The following is a 16,343-nucleotide window of genomic DNA, read 5'->3' as shown; positions in this document are numbered from 1 at the left end:
TTGAGTATCACCATCCCCGACCTCACCGCGATCAGAGCCCGGCACCCCGAGGCGATCGCCGAGGCCGCGGCCCGCCGGGTGCGCCGCCCGCTGATCGGCGACAGCGGCCGCCTGATGATCGTGGCCGCCGACCATCCGGCCCGCGGCGCGATGGGCGTCGGTGACCGCCGTCTGGCGATGGCCGACCGGGCCGATCTGCTGGAACGTCTCTGCATAGCGCTGTCGCGGCCCGGCGTGGACGGAGTGCTGGCCACCGCCGACATTCTGGAGGACCTGCTGCTCCTCGGCGTCCTCGACGACAAGGTTGTCATGGGCTCCATGAACCGCGGGGGCCTGGCCGGGGCGTCCTTCGAGATGGACGACCGCTTCACCGGCCACCGCGCCGAGGACATCGCCCGGCTGCGCTTCGACGCGGGCAAGCTGCTGGTCCGGATCGACTACGACGACCCGGGCTCGCTGACCACCCTGGAGTCCACGGCCCGCGCCATCGACGCCATGGCCGCGCTCCGGCTCCCGTTGTTCGTCGAGCCGTTCATCTCCCGGCGGATCGACGGCAAGGTGCGCAACGACCTGTCCGCCGAGGCCGTCACCAAGTCGATCGCCATCGCGTCGGGCCTGGGCGGCACCTCGGCGTACACATGGCTGAAACTGCCCGTCACCCATGACCCCGACGACATGGCCGAGGTTCTTCAGACGTCCACGCTGCCCGTCGTCCTGCTGGGCGGCGAGGTCGGGGGGTCCGCTGAAGAACAAGCAGGCGCGTACGAGCGCTGGCGCAAGGCGCTCCAGCTGCCCACCGTCCAGGGCATGGTCGTCGGCCGTTCGCTGCTCTACCCGGCCGAGGGCAGCGTGGAGACGGCGGTGGACACGGCCGTCGGCCTGTTGTGACACGGAGGAACACGATGACGTATCACCTTCCCGCGGGAAAGGCGCTCGGCGGACCGTACGTCGTGGACGTCACGCCCGAGAAGGCCGGCTGGGGCTACTCCAGCCTGAAGGTCCTGGAGCTGCCGCCCGGCGGCTCGCACACCTTCGACACCGGCGACAGCGAGTGGATCGTGCTGTCGCTGAACGGCGGCTGCACGGTCGAGACGACCGACGACTTCGGCCACGACACCTTCCGCCTCACCGGCCGTGACAGCGTGTTCAGCGGGGTGAGCGACTTCGCGTATGTGCCGCGCGACGCCCGTACGACCGTCTCGTCCACCGATGGCGGACGGTTCGCCCTGACCGGCGCGCACTGCGGCAGGCGGCTGCCCGCCCGCTACGGGCCGGCGTCGTCGGTGCCGGTGGAGCTGCGCGGCACGGGCAACAGCAGCCGCCAGGTGAACAACTTCGGCGCGGCCGGGGTCTTCGAGTGCGACAAGCTCATCGCGGTCGAGGTCATCACGCCGGGCGGCAACTGGTCGTCCTTCCCGCCGCACAAGCACGACGAGCACCGCCCCGGTGAGGAGTCGGTGCTGGAGGAGATCTACTACTTCGAGTTCGCCGACCACGAGGGCACCCCCGGCCTCGGCTACCAGCGCGTCTCCCCGTCCGGACACGGCCGGAACACCGACGTCCTGGCGGAGGTCCGCGGCGGTGACGTCGTCCTGATCCCCGACGGCTGGCACGGGCCCTCCATGGCGGTGCCCGGCCACCACATGTACTACCTCAACGTCATGGCGGGTCCCGAGGCCGAGCGCTCCTGGCTGATCTGCGACCACCCCGATCACGCCTGGGTCCGCGGCACCTGGCCGGACCAGCCCGTCGACCCCCGTCTGCCCCTCTACACCGCTCCGTCCCAGTGAGGTCCCCGATGAGCCCATCCACCGTCCGCCTGACCGTCGCCCAGGCGCTGGTGCGGTTCCTGTCCGTCCAGTACACCGAGCGCGACGGCGTACGGCACCGGCTGGTCGCCGGCACCTGGGGCATCTTCGGCCACGGCAACGTGGCGGGCATCGGCCAGGCCCTGCTCCAGGCGGGCGAGGACGTCATGCCGTACCACCAGGGCCGCAACGAGCAGTCCATGGTGCACGCGGCCGTCGGCTACGCCCGCCAGCTCAACCGCCTGTCCGCGCAGGCGGTGACGACGTCGATCGGTCCGGGCGCCACGAACCTGGTGACCGGAGCGGCCCTTGCGACGATCAACCGCCTGCCCGTCCTTCTGCTCCCCGGCGACTACTTCGCCTCGCACGCGCCCGACCCGCTGCTCCAGCAGCTGGAGCACCCGACCGAGGCGGACGTGTCGGTCAACGACACCCTGCGCCCGGTCTCCCGGTACTTCGACCGCATCACCCGCCCCGAGGCCCTGATCCCGTCCGCGCTGAACGCCATGCGCGTGCTGGCCGACCCGGCCGAGACCGGCGCGGTCACGCTGGCCCTCCCCCAGGACGTCCAGGCGGAGGCGTACGACTGGCCCGAGGAGTTCTTCGCCGAGCGCGTCTGGTACGTACGGCGTCCCGCGCCCGACCCGGTCGAGCTGGCGGCGGCCGTCGAGGCGATCCGGGCCGCCGAGCGCCCGTTGATCGTCGCGGGCGGCGGCGTCCACCACAGCGAGGCAGAGGCGGCGCTGAAGGCCTTCGTGGAGGCCACCGGCATCCCGGTCTCCTCCACCCAGGCGGGCAAGGGCTCGCTGCGCTACGACCACCCCGCCGACCTCGGCGGCATCGGCCACACCGGCACGTCGGTCAGCGATGACATCGCCCGCGCCGCCGACCTGGTGATCGGCGTGGGGACGAGATACACCGACTTCACCACCGCCTCCGGCACCCTCTTCCAGAACCCGGACGTGCGCTTCCTGAACCTCAACATCACGGGCTTCGACGCGCACAAGCTGGCGGCGCGGACGCTGGTCTGTGACGCGCGGGCGGGGCTCACGGCCCTGACGGAGGCGCTGTCCGGCCACCGCGTCGATGCCGCGTACGAGACCGAGTACCGGGCCGGCAAGGAGCGCTGGGACGCGGTCGTCGAGGCCGCCTACCGTGCCGACGACGAGAGCGCCGTACCGACGCAGACCCAGGTGCTGGGCGCGCTGGACGCGGTGGTCGGCGACGACGACGTGGTGATCAACGCGGCCGGTTCGCTCCCCGGCGACCTGCACAAGCTGTGGCGCTCCCGCTCCCCGCGCCAGTACCACCTGGAGTACGGCTACTCCTGCATGGGCTACGAGATCCCGGCCGGGATCGGCATCCAGCAGGCCGCCCCGGACACGGCCGTGTGGTCGCTGGTCGGCGACGGCACCTACCTGATGATGCCGACGGAGATCGTCACCGCGGTCCAGGAGGGCCTGCCGGTCAACATCGTCCTGATCCAGAACCACGGCTACGCCTCCATCGGCGGGCTGTCGGCCGAGACCGGCGCCGAGCGCTTCGGCACCGACTACCGCTACCGGGCCGCCGACGGCACCTTCACCGGCGCCCCGCTCCCGGTCGACCTCGCCGCCAACGCGGCCAGCCTCGGCATGGACGTACTGCGCGCCAAGACGGTGGGCGAGCTGCGCGAGGCGCTGGCCACGGCCCGCGCCTCCGACCGGCCGACCTGCGTGTACGTCGAGACGGACATCATGAACCCGAGCTCCCCCGGCCCCGAGGCCTGGTGGGACGTGCCCGTCGCCGAGGTCGCCTCCCGCGAGGCCGCCGTCGAGGCCCGCGAACGCTACGACCGGCACGTCGCCGGACGCCGCCACCACCTCTGATCGCCACCACCTCTGATCGCCGTCACCTCCTCTCAACTCCCCGCATACGAAAGGCTTTTCGCACCATGAAGACCCTCACCCACTGGATCGACGGCAAGCCCGCCGAGAGCACCTCCGGCCGCTTCGGCGCCGTCTACAACCCGGCCACCGGCGCCCAGGAGAAGCAGGTCGCCTTCGCGTCCGTCGACGAGGTGGACGCCGCCGTCGCCTCCGCCAAGGCCGCGTTCGAGAGCTGGGGTCAGTCCTCCCTGGCCAAGCGCACCGCGATCCTCTTCAAGTACCGCGAGCTGCTGGACGCCCACCGCGACGAGATCGCCGAGCTGATCACCGCCGAGCACGGCAAGGTGCACTCCGACGCGCTCGGCGAGGTCGCGCGCGGTCTGGAGATCGTCGAGCTGGCCTGCGGGATCAGCGTGCAGCTGAAGGGCGAGCTGTCGACGCAGGTCTCGACCCGTGTGGACGTGGCCTCGATCCGGCAGCCGCTGGGTGTGGTCGCCGGCATCACACCGTTCAACTTCCCGGCCATGGTGCCGATGTGGATGTTCCCGCTGGCCATCGCGTGCGGCAACACCTTCGTGCTCAAGCCGTCCGAGAAGGACCCGTCGGCCTCCCTGAAGCTCGCCGAGCTGGCCACCGAGGCCGGGCTGCCCGAGGGTGTGCTGAACGTCGTGCAGGGTGACAAGGTGGCCGTGGACCGGCTCCTGGAGCACCCGGACATCGAGGCGGTGTCCTTCGTCGGCTCGACGCCGATCGCGAAGTACATCCAGCTCAAGGCAGTTGAGCACGGCAAGCGTGTGCAGGCCCTCGGCGGCGCCAAGAACCACATGCTGGTCCTGCCCGACGCCGACCTCGACTTCGCCGCCGACCAGGCGATCAACGCCGCGTACGGCTCGGCGGGCGAGCGCTGCATGGCCGTGTCGGTCGTGGTCGCGGTCGGTGACACGGGCGACGCGCTGGTCGGCAAGATCGCCGAGCGGGCGAAGAACCTGCGCATCGGCCCCGGCAACGACCCGGCCTCCGAGATGGGCCCGCTGATCACGCGCGAGCACCGCGACAAGGTGGCCTCGTACGTGGCGAGCGCCGCCGAGCAGGGCGCCGAGGTCGTCGTCGACGGCACCGGCTACTCGGTCGACGGCCACGAGGACGGCTTCTTCATCGGTGTCTCGCTGCTGGACCGGGTGCCGCTGACCGCGGACGCGTACCGGGACGAGATCTTCGGCCCCGTGCTGGCCGTGGTGCGCGCGGAGACGTACGACGAGGCCATCAAGCTGATCAACGACTCCCGTTGGGGCAACGGCACCGCGATCTTCACCCGGGACGGCGGCGCCGCCCGCCGCTTCCAGCTGGAGGTCAAGGCGGGCATGGTCGGCGTGAACGTGCCGATCCCGGTGCCGGTCGGCTACCACTCCTTCGGTGGCTGGAAGGACTCGCTCTTCGGCGACCTGCACATCTACGGCAACGACGGCATCGCCTTCTACACCCAGGGGAAGGTGATCACCACGCGCTGGCCGGACCCGTCCGACGGTGGCATCAACCTCGGGTTCCCCAGCAACTCCTGACACACCATCAGTAGGGACTGACCAGAAGGAGGGACCCATGGCGAAGACCCGCGGCTCCGCACGCGCCGTGTCCGCCTCAGCGCTGGACTCGCTGGACTTCGCCCTGGACCGGGGCAGTCCGGTGCCGCTGTACTACCAGCTCGCTCAGCAGCTGGAGGCGGCGATCGAGCACGGGGTTCTCGCTCCGGGCAACCTCCTGGGCAACGAGGTCGACCTGTCGGTGCGGCTGGGCCTGTCCCGGCCCACCGTCCGGCAGGCGATCCAGTCGCTCGTCGACAAGGGGCTGCTGGTCCGGCGGCGCGGGGTGGGCACCCAGGTGGTGCACAGCCAGGTGAAGCGCGGTCTGGAGCTCAGCAGCCTCTACGACGACCTGGAGTCGGCCGGGCAGGGCCCGACCACGCAGGTCGTCCGCAACGAGCGCGTCCCGGCGACCGCCGATGTCGCCGCCGCGCTCGGCATCGCGGAGGGCGCGGAGGTCACGCTCCTGGAGCGGCTGCGCTGCACGCACGGCCAGCCCGTGGCCATCCTGTGCAACTACCTGCCCGCCAGCCTGCTCGACCTCGGCACTGCGCGGCTGGAGTCGACCGGCCTGTACCGGATGATGCGCGCCGCCGGCATCACCCTGCACAGCGCCCGCCAGACCATCGGCGCCCGCTGCGCCACCGCCGAGGAGGCCGAGCGCCTCGACGAGAAGGAGGGCGCAGCGCTGCTGACCATGCAGCGCACGGCGTACGACGACACCGGCCGGCCGGTCGAGTACGGCACCCACATCTACCGCGCGTCCCGGTACGCGTTCGACTTCCAGCTGCTGGTCAGGACCTGAGCCGCCTGCTCGTGCTCACGGCTTGAGGCTCGCGGTGAACGGCGTGACCGGCCGCGGCAGGCGTTCGCCGTCCAGGGCGATGTCCACGGCCTCGTTGTAGAAGGCCAGGAGCCCTTTGACGGGGGCCACCGCGGGCAGCGGTTCGGCGTAGCTCCAGAGGATGTTGTGCGGGACGTCGCCCTCGCCGCTCCAGTTCCAGTACTGGGCCGTGCCCTTGTACGGGCAGCCGGTGCTGTGGTCGGTGGCCTCGAACAGGTCGAGGCGGACGTCCTCGCGGGGCACGTAGTACCGGGTCGGCAGCCCGGTCTCGAACAGCAGCACCGGGCGGTGGGTGTCCGCGACGAAGGTGCCGCCGATCTCGATCTGGACATGGCGGCTGCTGGGCATGGCGTCCACCCGTTTGTGCGGGTCGCGCGGGTGGATGAAGATCTCTTCCTCCTCCTCGTACCAGTGGTCGAGGCCACTCCCCCAGCGCAGGAACCACGCGAAGGCGATGTGGTCCGCGAGATCCGCGGCGGGGAACGTCCACGCCGCGTTCTCCACCAGCCCTCCGCCGGCTTCGAGGTCGTAGAAGATCTGCGATCCGGTGTGCCTGCCGGTCTGCGGGTTCTCGGCCGGGCGGAGGAGATCCGTGCGGACCTCCTCACGCGGGAACGCGTAGCAGGGCACGGGCAGATCGGGTTCCCAGACCAGGAGAGGGTGCCGGCTGTCGACAACGGTGATGTCGCCCTTGCGGCCACGCACCCAGCGCTCGCTGGGCTCCCAGAGGAGGCCTTCCGGGGTCGTACGGACGTTGCGCTCGTTGGGAAACAGAGGCATGGCCCACTCTCCTTCGGCTCCTCTTCGGAGCGTACTCCCGGAGCGTTCAGTGGGCCGCGTCGAGCCGGGCCCGCTGCTCCGGGGTCAGCTCCAGGTCCACGGCGGCCAGGTTCTCCTCCAGCTGGGCCACGGACGACGCCCCGGCCAGCGGGACGATCGGCAGCTCACCGCCGATCTGCCAGGCCAGGACGACTTGGTTGACCGTCGCCCCGGTCTCCCGGGCGACCTCACGCAGGGCCCTCAGGCGGGCCGGGGTGCCCGGGTGGTCGAAGTCCTGGGGCAGCCGGTCGGGGTACGTGTAGGCACCCTTGAGCAGCGGCGAGTAGGCGACCAGGGTCAGGGCGGGATCGGCGCGCAGATAGCTCAGCAGTTCCGGGCCGGCGTGGCCGAGGCTGCCGTCGGGGAACAGGCCCTCCGGGACGTCGATGCGGGGCCGCAGGTGGGTGTGGGCGTATTGGAGCACCTCGTAGCCGGGGAGGCCCGCCGCAGCGGCGAGGGCGCGCGCCCGCTCGACGCGCCAGATCGCGTGGTTGCTGGCACCGAGGAGGCCGACGGTGCCCTCGGCGACCAGCTCGGCGAACCCCTCGACGGTCTCCTCCAGCGGAACCCTCCGGTCCTCGATGTGGGCGTAGAGCAGGTCCAGCTTCGCCACGCCGAGCCGGTCGCGGCTGCGCTCGGCGGACTCGCGGATCACCTTCGCCGACAGGCCCTCCGCGTTGTCGATGTAGCCGGTGCCGGGGGCCAGCGGCCTGGCCCCGAGCTTGGTCGCGAAGACGATCTCGTTCCCCACGCCACGGCTGCGCCGCCACCGCCCCAGCAGTTCCTCGCTCTGGCCGCCCTGACCGCCGTCGATCCAGAAGGCGTAGTTGTCGGACGTGTCGATGAAGTTCCCGCCGGCCTCGACATAGCGGTCGAGTACGGCGAAGGAGGTCTCTTCGTCGGTCTGCGAGCCGAACAGCATCGCGCCGAGCGCGAGCACGCTGACCTCGCGGCGGTTCTTCGGGTCGGTGCCGATGGTGCGGTACTTCATGGCCGGGTCCCCTCCCGTTCGCGCACCCCGATCTGGGGGCACGAACGGGAGTGTTCATGCTGAAGCGCACTTCAAGTCAAGTCAGTGCGCGGCGGATTCGGGCGTCAGGACGCGAACGGCCCCTCCAGCGCGGCCCATTGCAGCAGCATGATGGTCTTGGCGTCGGCGATCTCCCCGGACCTGATCATCTCCAGGGCCCGCCGGAAGGGCAGTTCGAGGATCTCGATGTCCTCGCCCTCCTCGTCGAGGCCGCCGCCCTCGTGGGTGTGGGTCGAGGGGCCGTAGGCGGCGGCGTAGAAGCTGACGCGTTCGGTGACCGAGCCCGGGCTCATATAGACGTCGAAGACGTGCTGGACCTCGCCGATGGTGTGCCCGGTCTCCTCCACCACCTCGCGCCGCACCGCGATCTCCGGGTGCTCGTCATCGTCGTCGAGCAGTCCGCCCGGCGTCTCGACGAGCATGCCGTCGGGGTGCCCGTTGACGTACACCGGGAAGCGGAACTGGCGGGTGAGCAGGACGGTTTCGCGTTCCGCGTCGTACAGCAGCATGGTCGCGCCGTTGCCCCGGTCGTGGGTCTCGCGCTGCTGGGTGTGCCAGGTGCCGTCGGCGTGCTGAAGGTCGAAGGTGGTCGCGCGCTCGACGTACCAGTGGCTGGAGAGCAGCGTCACGTCCCGCACCTTGACGCGGGGATTGCCGGTCAGGTCCCGGCCGGCCTGGTCGAGCCCGGTGCGGCCACGGCGGTCGGGGGTGTCGAGGCCGGCGGTCATCGGGCACCGGCCCGGTGGATGAGCGAGTTGGTCATGGCCTGCTTCTACCATTTCGGGGCGCGGGGCGTCGCGGAAGAGTGGTCGTAGGGCGACGGTACGGGCCAGGTACGCCGCGGCCCGGCAAGGCCGGTGAACACCCGCATGAAGAAAGGCCTGGCCGCCCGTTAGGCAGATCCACGGCAGCGCCCGACTGGCCCAGTCCCTGCCGGCCGCCGCGCTCATCGACATGCTGCGGCTCGTGATCACCCCGGTCGTGGGGGGGGGCCAGGGCCGACGCCTGTTCCCCGACGGCGGCGCACCGGCCGGCCTGCGGCTCACCGCCTGAGGGTGAGGCACGGGGACCATTCGGACGCCCACCCGCGTGCCAGGGCCCGTGTGGTGGTCCGCTGGGTATGGCCCCGGAGAGCCCGGACGGCCCAGGCGAAGGAGACGGCGGCATGTTCGGACAGTCGAAGGCATTCAGCGGCTTCTCGGTCGACGACCTCGGCAAGGCTCGTGAGTTCTACGGCGAGACCCTCGGCCTCGCGGTGGAGGAGACCGGGCAGGGCGACATGAGGCTGCTCACGATCAAGCTGGGCAGCGGCGCAAGCGTCTTCGTCTACCCCAAGGACAACCACACCCCCGCGAGCTTCACCATCCTGAACTTCCCCGTGGACGACATCGAGGCGGCCGTCGACGGGCTGGCGCAGCGGGGCGTGCGCATGGAGCGCTATCCGGAGTTCGAGGCCGACGCCAAGGGCATCGTCCGGGGCCCCGAGGGACCGGCGGGGATCGCCTGGTTCACGGACCCGGCGGGCAACGTTCTGTCCGTGCTCCAGGAGAACTGAGCCCGATCCCGCTGGGCGGCGAGCGTGGCCCAAGGGGGCGGGACGGTCGCATACTGGCCTCATGGGCGCGCCTACCAGTCGGGAATCCGAGCCGCCCGGGGACGTCCGCGAGTTCGTCAGAGCCGCGCCGCACCTGGACGGCATGGTGGTCTCCGCGGTCGGCTACCGATCCACCGGCATGCGACCCGCCCTCCACCGGGGCCTGCCCTCCCCGTACCTGACGCTCATCTTCTCCTTCGACGGCCCTGTGGTCAGTGGCAGCACCCCCGAGCAGGCACACGGGACGGACGCCGTGCGGACGGACATCGTGGTGGGCGGGCTGCATCAGCGTCCGGCGTATGTGCTGCAGCCCGAGCACGAGGCGGGCATCCAGCTGTCCGTGCATCCCCTGGCGGCCCGGAGGCTGCTCGGCATGCCCGCCGGGGAGCTCACCGAACAGCTCGTCACCTCGGGCACGGACGTCCTGGGACGGGACGCATCCGAGATCCACGAACGGCTGTGCGGACAGGGACGATGGAGCGAGCGCTTCGCTCTCGTGACCGACTACCTCCAGCGACGCGCGGCAACGGCCGGGCGCACCGCCGAGGTACGGCCCGAAGTCGCCGAGGCCTGGGCCTGGCTCGCCCGGCATCGGGGCGCGGGCACCCTCGACGGGCTGGCCGCCCACGTGGCACTGAGCCCGCGCCGCCTGACCACCGTCTTCCGGGCCGAGACCGGCCTCAGCCCGAAACAGGCCGCCCGGCTGATGCGGTTCCAGCACGCACGCGGCGCCGTCGTCCGGGCCGTCACCGCGGGCCACCCGCCGGACCTGGCACGGGTGGCCGCCGAGTGCGGCTACTACGACCACTCACACCTGGTGCGGGACTTCCGGCAGTACACCGATCTGAGCCCCACCGGCTGGCTGACCGAAGAGTGCCGGAATATCCAAGCGGGCGGCCACCGCAACGGCGAAGAGTATGAGCCATGAACCCCACCACGAACACCACGGACGCAACAGACACCAAGAACACAACGGACACCCCACAGACCCGGTGCGCACCCAGGGTCTGGCCCGCCCTCCAGGCCCACGACGCGCCCGCGCTGATCGACTTCCTCGTCGGCACCGTCGGCTTCCTGCGCACCGCCGTCTACCAGGACGGCGACCTTGTCGCGCACGCCCAGCTCGACTGGCCCGAGGGCGGCGGGATCATGCTCGGGTCGCACAAACCGGGCAGCGAGTCGTGGTCTCTCCAACCGGGCACCTTCGGGGCGTACGTCGTCACCGAACACGTCGACGATCTCCACCGGCGCCTGAAGGACGCGGGCGTGAAGATCATCCGCGAGATCGAGGACCAGCCCTACGGCAGCCGGGAGTTCGCCATCGCCGACCCGGAGGGCAACAAGTGGTCCTTCGGCACCTATCCCGGCGAACCCCGCCGGGCCGACTGAGGCCGTTTCACGCGAGGGTCCAGTTCACGCGAGGGTCCAGGACAGGCCGTCCGCGGCGACGGCGAGCCCTTCGGGGGCGGTCGGCGCCGGGTCGTCGAGCGGGCCACCGTAAAGGGCCTGTTCCTGGAGGTCGTTGCCGGTGCGGAAGGTCTCGCCGACGACCCTGGCCGACAGCAGCCAGGTTGACGCGGTCGTCCGCGGTCGCCAACCGGCCCACCGCACCGTCCAGTTCGGCCGCCGCGGCGCGCCAGTGGTCGCCGAGTTGCTCGGGACCCACGACCGCCCGGTCACCGGACGGCGGCCCTGGGCGTCCCGCAGGTGCCGGACGTGTAGAGCAGCCACGCGGGCTCGTCCAGCCCGAGGTCGTCGCGAGGTGCCGACGGGTGCCAGGCGGCGAGATCCTCGAAGCGGCCGACGCCGTCCGGTGTCGTACCCTCGCCGGTCACCACCAGGCGGGACGCCCGCCCGGCGGTCAACCGGGCGATCCGCGGCAGTCGCCGCCGGTCGGTGACGATGACGGACGGATCGCAATCGGCCAGCAGCGCCGCGAGCTCGGCGTCGGTGCCGCGCGGACTCAGCGGCACCCCGACCGCGGCGGCCCGCACCGTGGCCAGCAGGCCTTCGACCAGTTCCACGCAGTTGTCCAGGCAGAACGCCACGCGATCGCCGCGCCCGACACCGAGTCCGACCACCAACCCGGCACTCCGGCGCTCCAGTTCGGCCCAGCTCACACCGCGCCGGTCGTCCTCGACCGCTGCCCGTGCCCCCATGGAGCCTCCCACCCGTCGAGCGCACGGGAACGGCGGACACGGCAACGGCGAACACGGGAGCGGTGGGAAAGGCCCACACACAGAAAGGGCCCTCACAGGCTGCTGCCTGCGAAGACCCTTCGCACCGTCGGGACGACAGGATTTGAACCTGCGACCCCTTGACCCCCAGTCAAGTGCGCTACCAAGCTGCGCCACGTCCCGGTGCGTCTCGCGCGGTGAACCGCGTGATCGCGCAAACAGCACTTTACCCCACGTCGGGGGCCGCTTCGCAGAGGGCCCGGGCAGGGCGGGACAATCGACGTATGGGCAGTACATCCTCAGGCAGGCAGGCCGACGCGCGGGACCGGGACAACGAGGGGCGGGCACGCAACGCCCGACCGCGGGACGGGCTCGGGCGACCCCTGCCCTACGGCGCGGAGGGTGTGGAGCGGCAGCCCGAGGGTGTCGTACGCACCCCCGAGCAGAGCGTCGCGGAGGCACAGGAGCTGCTCGACGCGGGGAAGCCCTTCCACGCACACGAGGTCTTCGAGGACGCCTGGAAGACGGGGCCCGATGAGGAGCGGGCCCTGTGGCGGGGCCTCGCGCAGCTCGCGGTGGGCCTCACCCACGCGGCCCGGGGCAATGTGACGGGCGGGGCGCGGCTGCTGCGGCGCGGGGCCGGGGCGGTCGAGGAGTGGGCGTCGGCGTCGGGGCGCGCGCAGCCGTACGGGATGGACCTGGGCGGGCTCGCCGGGTGGGCTCGGTCGGTCGCGGGGGACGTGGAGCGGGACGCCGAGGCCGTGGACGCGAGGGCACGGGCGCCGCGGCTGCGGGGGTGAGGGCGGACGCGGCCCCGACCTCGGCCTGACCCTGGCCTCGGCCCCGACCCCGACCCCGACCCGGATCCTGGCCCTGGCCTGGCACTGGCCCCGAGGGAGCGGCCTGGCACTCGCAAACGTGCCCCGGCCTCGGACGCGATGCCCGCGTTGTCAGTGGCGTGCGGCAGACTCGGGGTGTGCGAAAGATTCATGTCATCGGTATCGGAGCGGGCGACCCCGAGCAGCTGACGCTGCAGGCGGTCAGGGCGCTGCGGAGTACGGACGTCTTCTTCATCCTCGACAAGGGCGAGGTGAAGGCGGACCTCACGCAGCTGCGCCGGGACATGCTGGACGCGCACATACCGGACGGGACGTATCGGATCGTGGAGGCGCGGGACCCGGAGCGGGACCGGTCCGCGGGCGGTGCCGCCTACTCCCCCGCCGTCGGGGACTGGCGCAGTGCCCGCGCCGTGATCTACGAGCGGATGATCGCCGAGGAACTGGGCGAGGACGAGACGGGCGCGTTCCTGGTGTGGGGTGATCCCGCGCTGTACGACAGCACGCTCGGGATCCTGGAGGAGGTCCTGGACAAGGGCGCGGTCGCCTTCGATTACGACGTCGTGCCCGGCATCAGCAGTGTCTCCGCGCTCGTCGCCCGGCATCGGACGGGGCTCAACCGGATCGCCCGGCCGGTGCAGATCACGACCGGACGGCGACTGGCCGAGGGCTTCCCCGAGGGCGTGGACGACGTGGTCGTGATGCTCGACGCCCATCAGACCTTCCGGCGGTACGCCGACCAGGACATCGACATCTACTGGGGTGCGTACATCGGCACGCCGGACGAGATCCTCGCCTCGGGCCCGATCGCCGAGGCCGCGCCCCGGATCGAGCGGCTGCGTGCCGAGGCGCGTGAGCGCAAGGGCTGGATCATGGACACGTATCTGCTGCGCAGGAACCCCAAGGAGCAGTAAGGAACCCGAGGGAGCCGTAAGGAGCGGTAGGGACGCGTCCCTGGGTGGGCGCAACCGTGCGGCACCCGAGCGAACCGTTCCCGCATGCGTCGCCACCGCACCGCTGTGATCGTGGGGCCGTGACGCTCGCCGAGGAATCCGCCCCGCCCGCCGCCTCCCAGCCACCCGTGCTGGACAAGCGTCGCCGCAATGTCGTCTTCGTGACGATCATGCTGGGGATGCTGCTCGCGGCCCTCGACCAGACGATCGTGGGCACGGCTCTGCCGACGATCGTGTCGGACCTGGGCGGCGCCGAGCACATGTCGTGGGTGGTGACGTCGTACCTGCTCGCGGAGACCGTCGCGACGGTCCTGGTCGGCAAGTTCGGCGACATGTTCGGCCGCAAGGTGGTCTTCCAGGTCTCCGCGATCGTGTTCATCACGGGCTCGTTCCTGTGCGGTCTGGCCTCCAACATGACGCTGCTGATCGTCTGGCGGGCGATGCAGGGGGTCGGGGCCGGCGGTCTGATGGTGACGGCGATGGCGTTGATCGCGGACGTCATCCCGCTCCGGGAGCGCGGCAAGTACCAGGGCGCGATCGGCGCGGTGTCCGGTGTGGCGACGGTGATCGGGCCGCTCCTGGGCGGGCTGTTCACCGACCATCTCACCTGGCGCTGGGCGTTCTACGTCAATGTCCCGATCGCGATCATCGTCGTCATCGCGGCCGCCCGGACCATCCCCGTGGTCAAGTCGGCCGCCCGGCCCATCATCGACTATCTGGGCATCGGGCTGGTCGCGGTCGGCGCCAGCGCGCTGATTCTGGCGACCAGTTGGGGTGGCAACGAGTACGCCTGGGGCTCCGGCGTCATCGTCGGTCTGTTCGTCGGCGGTGCGATCGCGCTCGGCCTGTTCTGCTGGGCGGAGACACGGGCGGCCGAACCGATGCTGCCCATGCGGCTGTTCGCCAACCCGGTCTTCACCGTCTGCTCCGTGCTCAGCTTCATCGTCGGCTTCGCCATGCTCGGGGCGATGACGTATCTGCCGACCTATCTGCAGTACGTCGACGGCGACTCGGCCACGATCTCGGGCGTGCGGACGCTGCCGATGGTGGTGGGGCTGCTCATCGCGTCGGTGTTCAGCGGCAACGTGGTCAGCAAGACCGGCACGTACCGGGTCTTCCCGATCGTCGGCTCTGTGGTGATGGCGGTCGGGCTGTACCTGATGTCCCTCATGGGGCCGCCGTCCAACGCCTGGCTGGAGTCGCTGTACATGTTCGTGTTCGGCACGGGCATCGGCCTGTGCATGCAGGTCCTGACGATCGCCGTGCAGAACACCGTCGTCTACGCCGACCTGGGGACCGCGACCTCCGGGGTCACCTTCTTCCGTACGCTGGGCAGTTCGTTCGGCACGGCCGTCTTCGGCACGATCTACACCAACACGCTCGCCCCCAACCTGACCGCGGCCGTCGCGGAAGCCGCACGCACAGGCACCGGCGTCGATCCGGCTGCCGTCTCCCGGGCCGCGACCAGCCCCGAGGGCCTGCACGCGCTCCCGTCGGACGTCGCCGCCCCGATCGTCGAGGCCTACGCCCACACGCTCCAGACCGTCTTCCTGTGGACGGTGCCGGTCGCGGCGGTCGGCTTCGTGGTCTCCCTGTTCCTCAAACAGGTGCCGCTGCGCGACAGCGCGCGCATGGGGTCCACCGACATGGGCGACGGGTTCGCCTCACCGCACGACGCCCACGCCCAGCGGGTGCTGGAGACGTCCGTCGGGAAGATCATCGGCGGCCTGGGGGCCGACACCGCCCGCCGCATCATCGCCGACTCCGACACCGGCCTCGACGTGGCCGGCGCCTGGGCGGAGTTCCAGGTCGAGCTGCTGACGCGCCTGGTCGGCCACGCGAACCTCGGCATGATCGCGGCGCGCCGCCGCATGCCCCCGGAAGTACTCCTGCCGATCTTCGACCGCATGGTCGACGAGGGCTACCTCACCCGCGACGGCTCCCTCCTCTCCCACACCGCGGCGGGCGCCCAGGAGGCCGAGGTCATCGGCAGGGCGTGGGGCGCCTGGCTCGAACAACGGGTGCACGACGACATCGGCAGCCCTCCCTGCACGGACCTGCGCGCCGCGGTCCACACGATCGCCAAACGCCTGCTGATCGAGGACCTGACCGAGGGGCTGCCCGGCCGGGCGAAGGAGCCGGCGCTGAGCGAGTCGCGCTGAAACCCGGGTGCGCCGCGGGGCGGTCCGCTGTGATACTCGCGGCATGTCTGCCGAGCCGGTGCGATTCCGCGATCCCCTCAGCGAGTTGTACGAGTTCGCCGACTCGATGCTGGTGCGCTGCCCGCGCTGCGATGGCATGGCTCACTACGACATGCGGCCCGCCGACGCTCCGGACGCCCACGGCGCGTCGTACTCGCGACGGCGTCTCGTCTGCGGGTCCTGCGGCCTTGCGCGGGACTCGTCGCGCGGCGAGGGACGGTGTGTCCACCCGGTTCTGTGGCTCCGGACCGAGACCAGGCACGGAGAGGTGTGGGCCTACAACCTCGAACATCTGGACCTGCTCAGGCGGTTCGTGGCCGCATCGCTGCGGGAGCGGCGGCCCTGACGAGCACGGTCGGAAGATGACCTACGTCGCCCGTCTGCCCGCCTGGATCAAGCAGGCGAAGAACCGCGACGAGGTTCTGCGCGCCATCGACCGCATCCGCGCCTCGGTCGTCACACGCTGAGGCCGAGCTGCCCCCGAGAGAGACGTCGTGGCGAGTCCGAACGCCGTCTCCGAACGCCGTCTCCGGCGAACACTATGAACACAACGATCAGATCGTGGTTCCTCCCCCCGTCGCTCCCTAGCATCGCGGCGCACGGCTCGACGACGCGCCGACGAGGACGAGGAGCAGC

The 16,343-nt window shown here is 71.1% G+C and carries 17 protein-coding genes, 1 tRNA gene and 1 pseudogene; 13 read left to right on the top strand and 6 right to left on the bottom strand.

The features are described from left to right. The 5 genes from ACIA8X_RS38280 (at position 1) to ACIA8X_RS38260 (ending at position 6,058) form a co-directional block, all read left to right on the top strand. Positions 1 to 888 (top strand): deoxyribose-phosphate aldolase, encoded by an 888-nt coding sequence (locus ACIA8X_RS38280; RefSeq protein WP_399460239.1) that lies wholly within the window; start codon positions 1 to 3, stop codon positions 886 to 888. A gap of 14 nt (positions 889 to 902) precedes the next feature. After that, positions 903 to 1,790, top strand: a complete 888-nt coding sequence (iolB, locus tag ACIA8X_RS38275) for a 5-deoxy-glucuronate isomerase (protein ID WP_399460238.1) — start codon at positions 903 to 905, stop codon at positions 1,788 to 1,790. 8 nt (positions 1,791 to 1,798) lie between these two features. Next, positions 1,799 to 3,676: a 3D-(3,5/4)-trihydroxycyclohexane-1,2-dione acylhydrolase (decyclizing) gene (gene iolD / locus ACIA8X_RS38270; protein ID WP_399460237.1), complete on the top strand. Its 1,878-nt coding sequence runs from the start codon at positions 1,799 to 1,801 to the stop codon at positions 3,674 to 3,676. Between the two features lie 65 nt (positions 3,677 to 3,741). After that, positions 3,742 to 5,235: a CoA-acylating methylmalonate-semialdehyde dehydrogenase gene (locus ACIA8X_RS38265; protein WP_399460236.1), complete on the top strand. Its 1,494-nt coding sequence runs from the start codon at positions 3,742 to 3,744 to the stop codon at positions 5,233 to 5,235. Between the two features lie 37 nt (positions 5,236 to 5,272). After that, complete coding sequence (locus ACIA8X_RS38260) at positions 5,273 to 6,058, top strand: GntR family transcriptional regulator (RefSeq protein WP_393458889.1); 786 nt, start codon at positions 5,273 to 5,275, stop codon at positions 6,056 to 6,058. Positions 6,059 to 6,073: 15 nt separating this feature from the next. Here the strand turns inward: ACIA8X_RS38260 and ACIA8X_RS38255 are convergent, their stop codons facing one another. The 3 genes from ACIA8X_RS38255 to ACIA8X_RS38245 form a co-directional block, all read right to left on the bottom strand. Continuing rightward, entirely contained in the window at positions 6,074 to 6,877 is an 804-nt protein-coding gene (locus ACIA8X_RS38255; RefSeq protein WP_399460235.1) for a DUF427 domain-containing protein, read from the bottom strand. A 46-nt stretch (positions 6,878 to 6,923) separates the two neighbouring features. Next, entirely contained in the window at positions 6,924 to 7,907 is a 984-nt protein-coding gene (locus ACIA8X_RS38250) for an aldo/keto reductase (RefSeq protein ID WP_393458895.1), read from the bottom strand. A gap of 104 nt (positions 7,908 to 8,011) precedes the next feature. Continuing rightward, on the bottom strand, positions 8,012 to 8,674 hold the full coding sequence (locus ACIA8X_RS38245; RefSeq protein WP_393458898.1) for an NUDIX domain-containing protein: 663 nt from the start codon (positions 8,672 to 8,674) through the stop codon (positions 8,012 to 8,014). A 226-nt stretch (positions 8,675 to 8,900) separates the two neighbouring features. Between ACIA8X_RS38245 and ACIA8X_RS38240 the strand changes: the two genes are divergently transcribed. From ACIA8X_RS38240 to ACIA8X_RS38225, 4 genes are all read left to right on the top strand, one after another. Further along, positions 8,901 to 8,999 (top strand): hypothetical protein, encoded by a 99-nt coding sequence (locus ACIA8X_RS38240; protein ID WP_399460234.1) that lies wholly within the window; start codon positions 8,901 to 8,903, stop codon positions 8,997 to 8,999. 112 nt (positions 9,000 to 9,111) lie between these two features. Next, the gene (locus ACIA8X_RS38235; RefSeq protein WP_393458901.1) at positions 9,112 to 9,501 is read left to right on the top strand and encodes a VOC family protein; all 390 of its coding nucleotides are present in this window, start codon (positions 9,112 to 9,114) and stop codon (positions 9,499 to 9,501) included. Positions 9,502 to 9,562: 61 nt separating this feature from the next. Beyond that, positions 9,563 to 10,468 (top strand): helix-turn-helix domain-containing protein, encoded by a 906-nt coding sequence (locus tag ACIA8X_RS38230; protein ID WP_399460233.1) that lies wholly within the window; start codon positions 9,563 to 9,565, stop codon positions 10,466 to 10,468. Beyond that, the gene (locus tag ACIA8X_RS38225; protein WP_399460232.1) at positions 10,465 to 10,929 is read left to right on the top strand and encodes a VOC family protein; all 465 of its coding nucleotides are present in this window, start codon (positions 10,465 to 10,467) and stop codon (positions 10,927 to 10,929) included. The genes ACIA8X_RS38230 and ACIA8X_RS38225 overlap by 4 nt, the downstream gene beginning before the upstream one ends. A gap of 24 nt (positions 10,930 to 10,953) precedes the next feature. On the opposite strand, the gene ACIA8X_RS38220 is transcribed toward ACIA8X_RS38225, so the two are convergent. From ACIA8X_RS38220 to ACIA8X_RS38210, 3 genes are all read right to left on the bottom strand, one after another. Continuing rightward, the gene (locus ACIA8X_RS38220; protein WP_393458910.1) at positions 10,954 to 11,220 is read right to left on the bottom strand and encodes a hypothetical protein; all 267 of its coding nucleotides are present in this window, start codon (positions 11,218 to 11,220) and stop codon (positions 10,954 to 10,956) included. Then, positions 11,217 to 11,699 carry an AMP-binding protein gene (locus tag ACIA8X_RS38215; RefSeq protein ID WP_393458913.1) on the bottom strand — a complete coding sequence of 161 codons (483 nt, stop codon included), beginning with the start codon at positions 11,697 to 11,699 and terminating at the stop codon, positions 11,217 to 11,219. The genes ACIA8X_RS38220 and ACIA8X_RS38215 overlap by 4 nt, the downstream gene beginning before the upstream one ends. A 127-nt stretch (positions 11,700 to 11,826) precedes the next feature. After that, positions 11,827 to 11,900, bottom strand: a tRNA-Pro gene (locus ACIA8X_RS38210). 101 nt (positions 11,901 to 12,001) lie between these two features. On the opposite strand from ACIA8X_RS38210, the gene ACIA8X_RS38205 reads away from it, so the two are divergent. From ACIA8X_RS38205 to ACIA8X_RS38190, 4 genes and pseudogenes are all read left to right on the top strand, one after another. Then, positions 12,002 to 12,517 carry a DUF309 domain-containing protein gene (locus tag ACIA8X_RS38205; protein ID WP_393458916.1) on the top strand — a complete coding sequence of 172 codons (516 nt, stop codon included), beginning with the start codon at positions 12,002 to 12,004 and terminating at the stop codon, positions 12,515 to 12,517. Positions 12,518 to 12,693: 176 nt separating this feature from the next. Continuing rightward, the gene (gene cobF, locus ACIA8X_RS38200; protein WP_393458919.1) at positions 12,694 to 13,467 is read left to right on the top strand and encodes a precorrin-6A synthase (deacetylating); all 774 of its coding nucleotides are present in this window, start codon (positions 12,694 to 12,696) and stop codon (positions 13,465 to 13,467) included. Between the two features lie 119 nt (positions 13,468 to 13,586). Then, on the top strand, positions 13,587 to 15,668 hold the full coding sequence (locus ACIA8X_RS38195; RefSeq protein WP_393458922.1) for an MDR family MFS transporter: 2,082 nt from the start codon (positions 13,587 to 13,589) through the stop codon (positions 15,666 to 15,668). A 43-nt stretch (positions 15,669 to 15,711) separates the two neighbouring features. Further along, positions 15,712 to 16,174, top strand: a pseudogene (locus ACIA8X_RS38190) (hypothetical protein). Positions 16,175 to 16,343: the final 169 nt, after the last annotated feature.

Origin of the sequence: Streptomyces sp. NPDC051738, assembly GCF_044453205.1 — a bacterium.
In the GTDB taxonomy this organism is placed as follows: domain Bacteria; phylum Actinomycetota; class Actinomycetes; order Streptomycetales; family Streptomycetaceae; genus Streptomyces.
The sequence above is the reverse complement of the archived record's forward strand: the minus strand, read 5'-3'. Positions and strand labels throughout refer to the sequence as shown.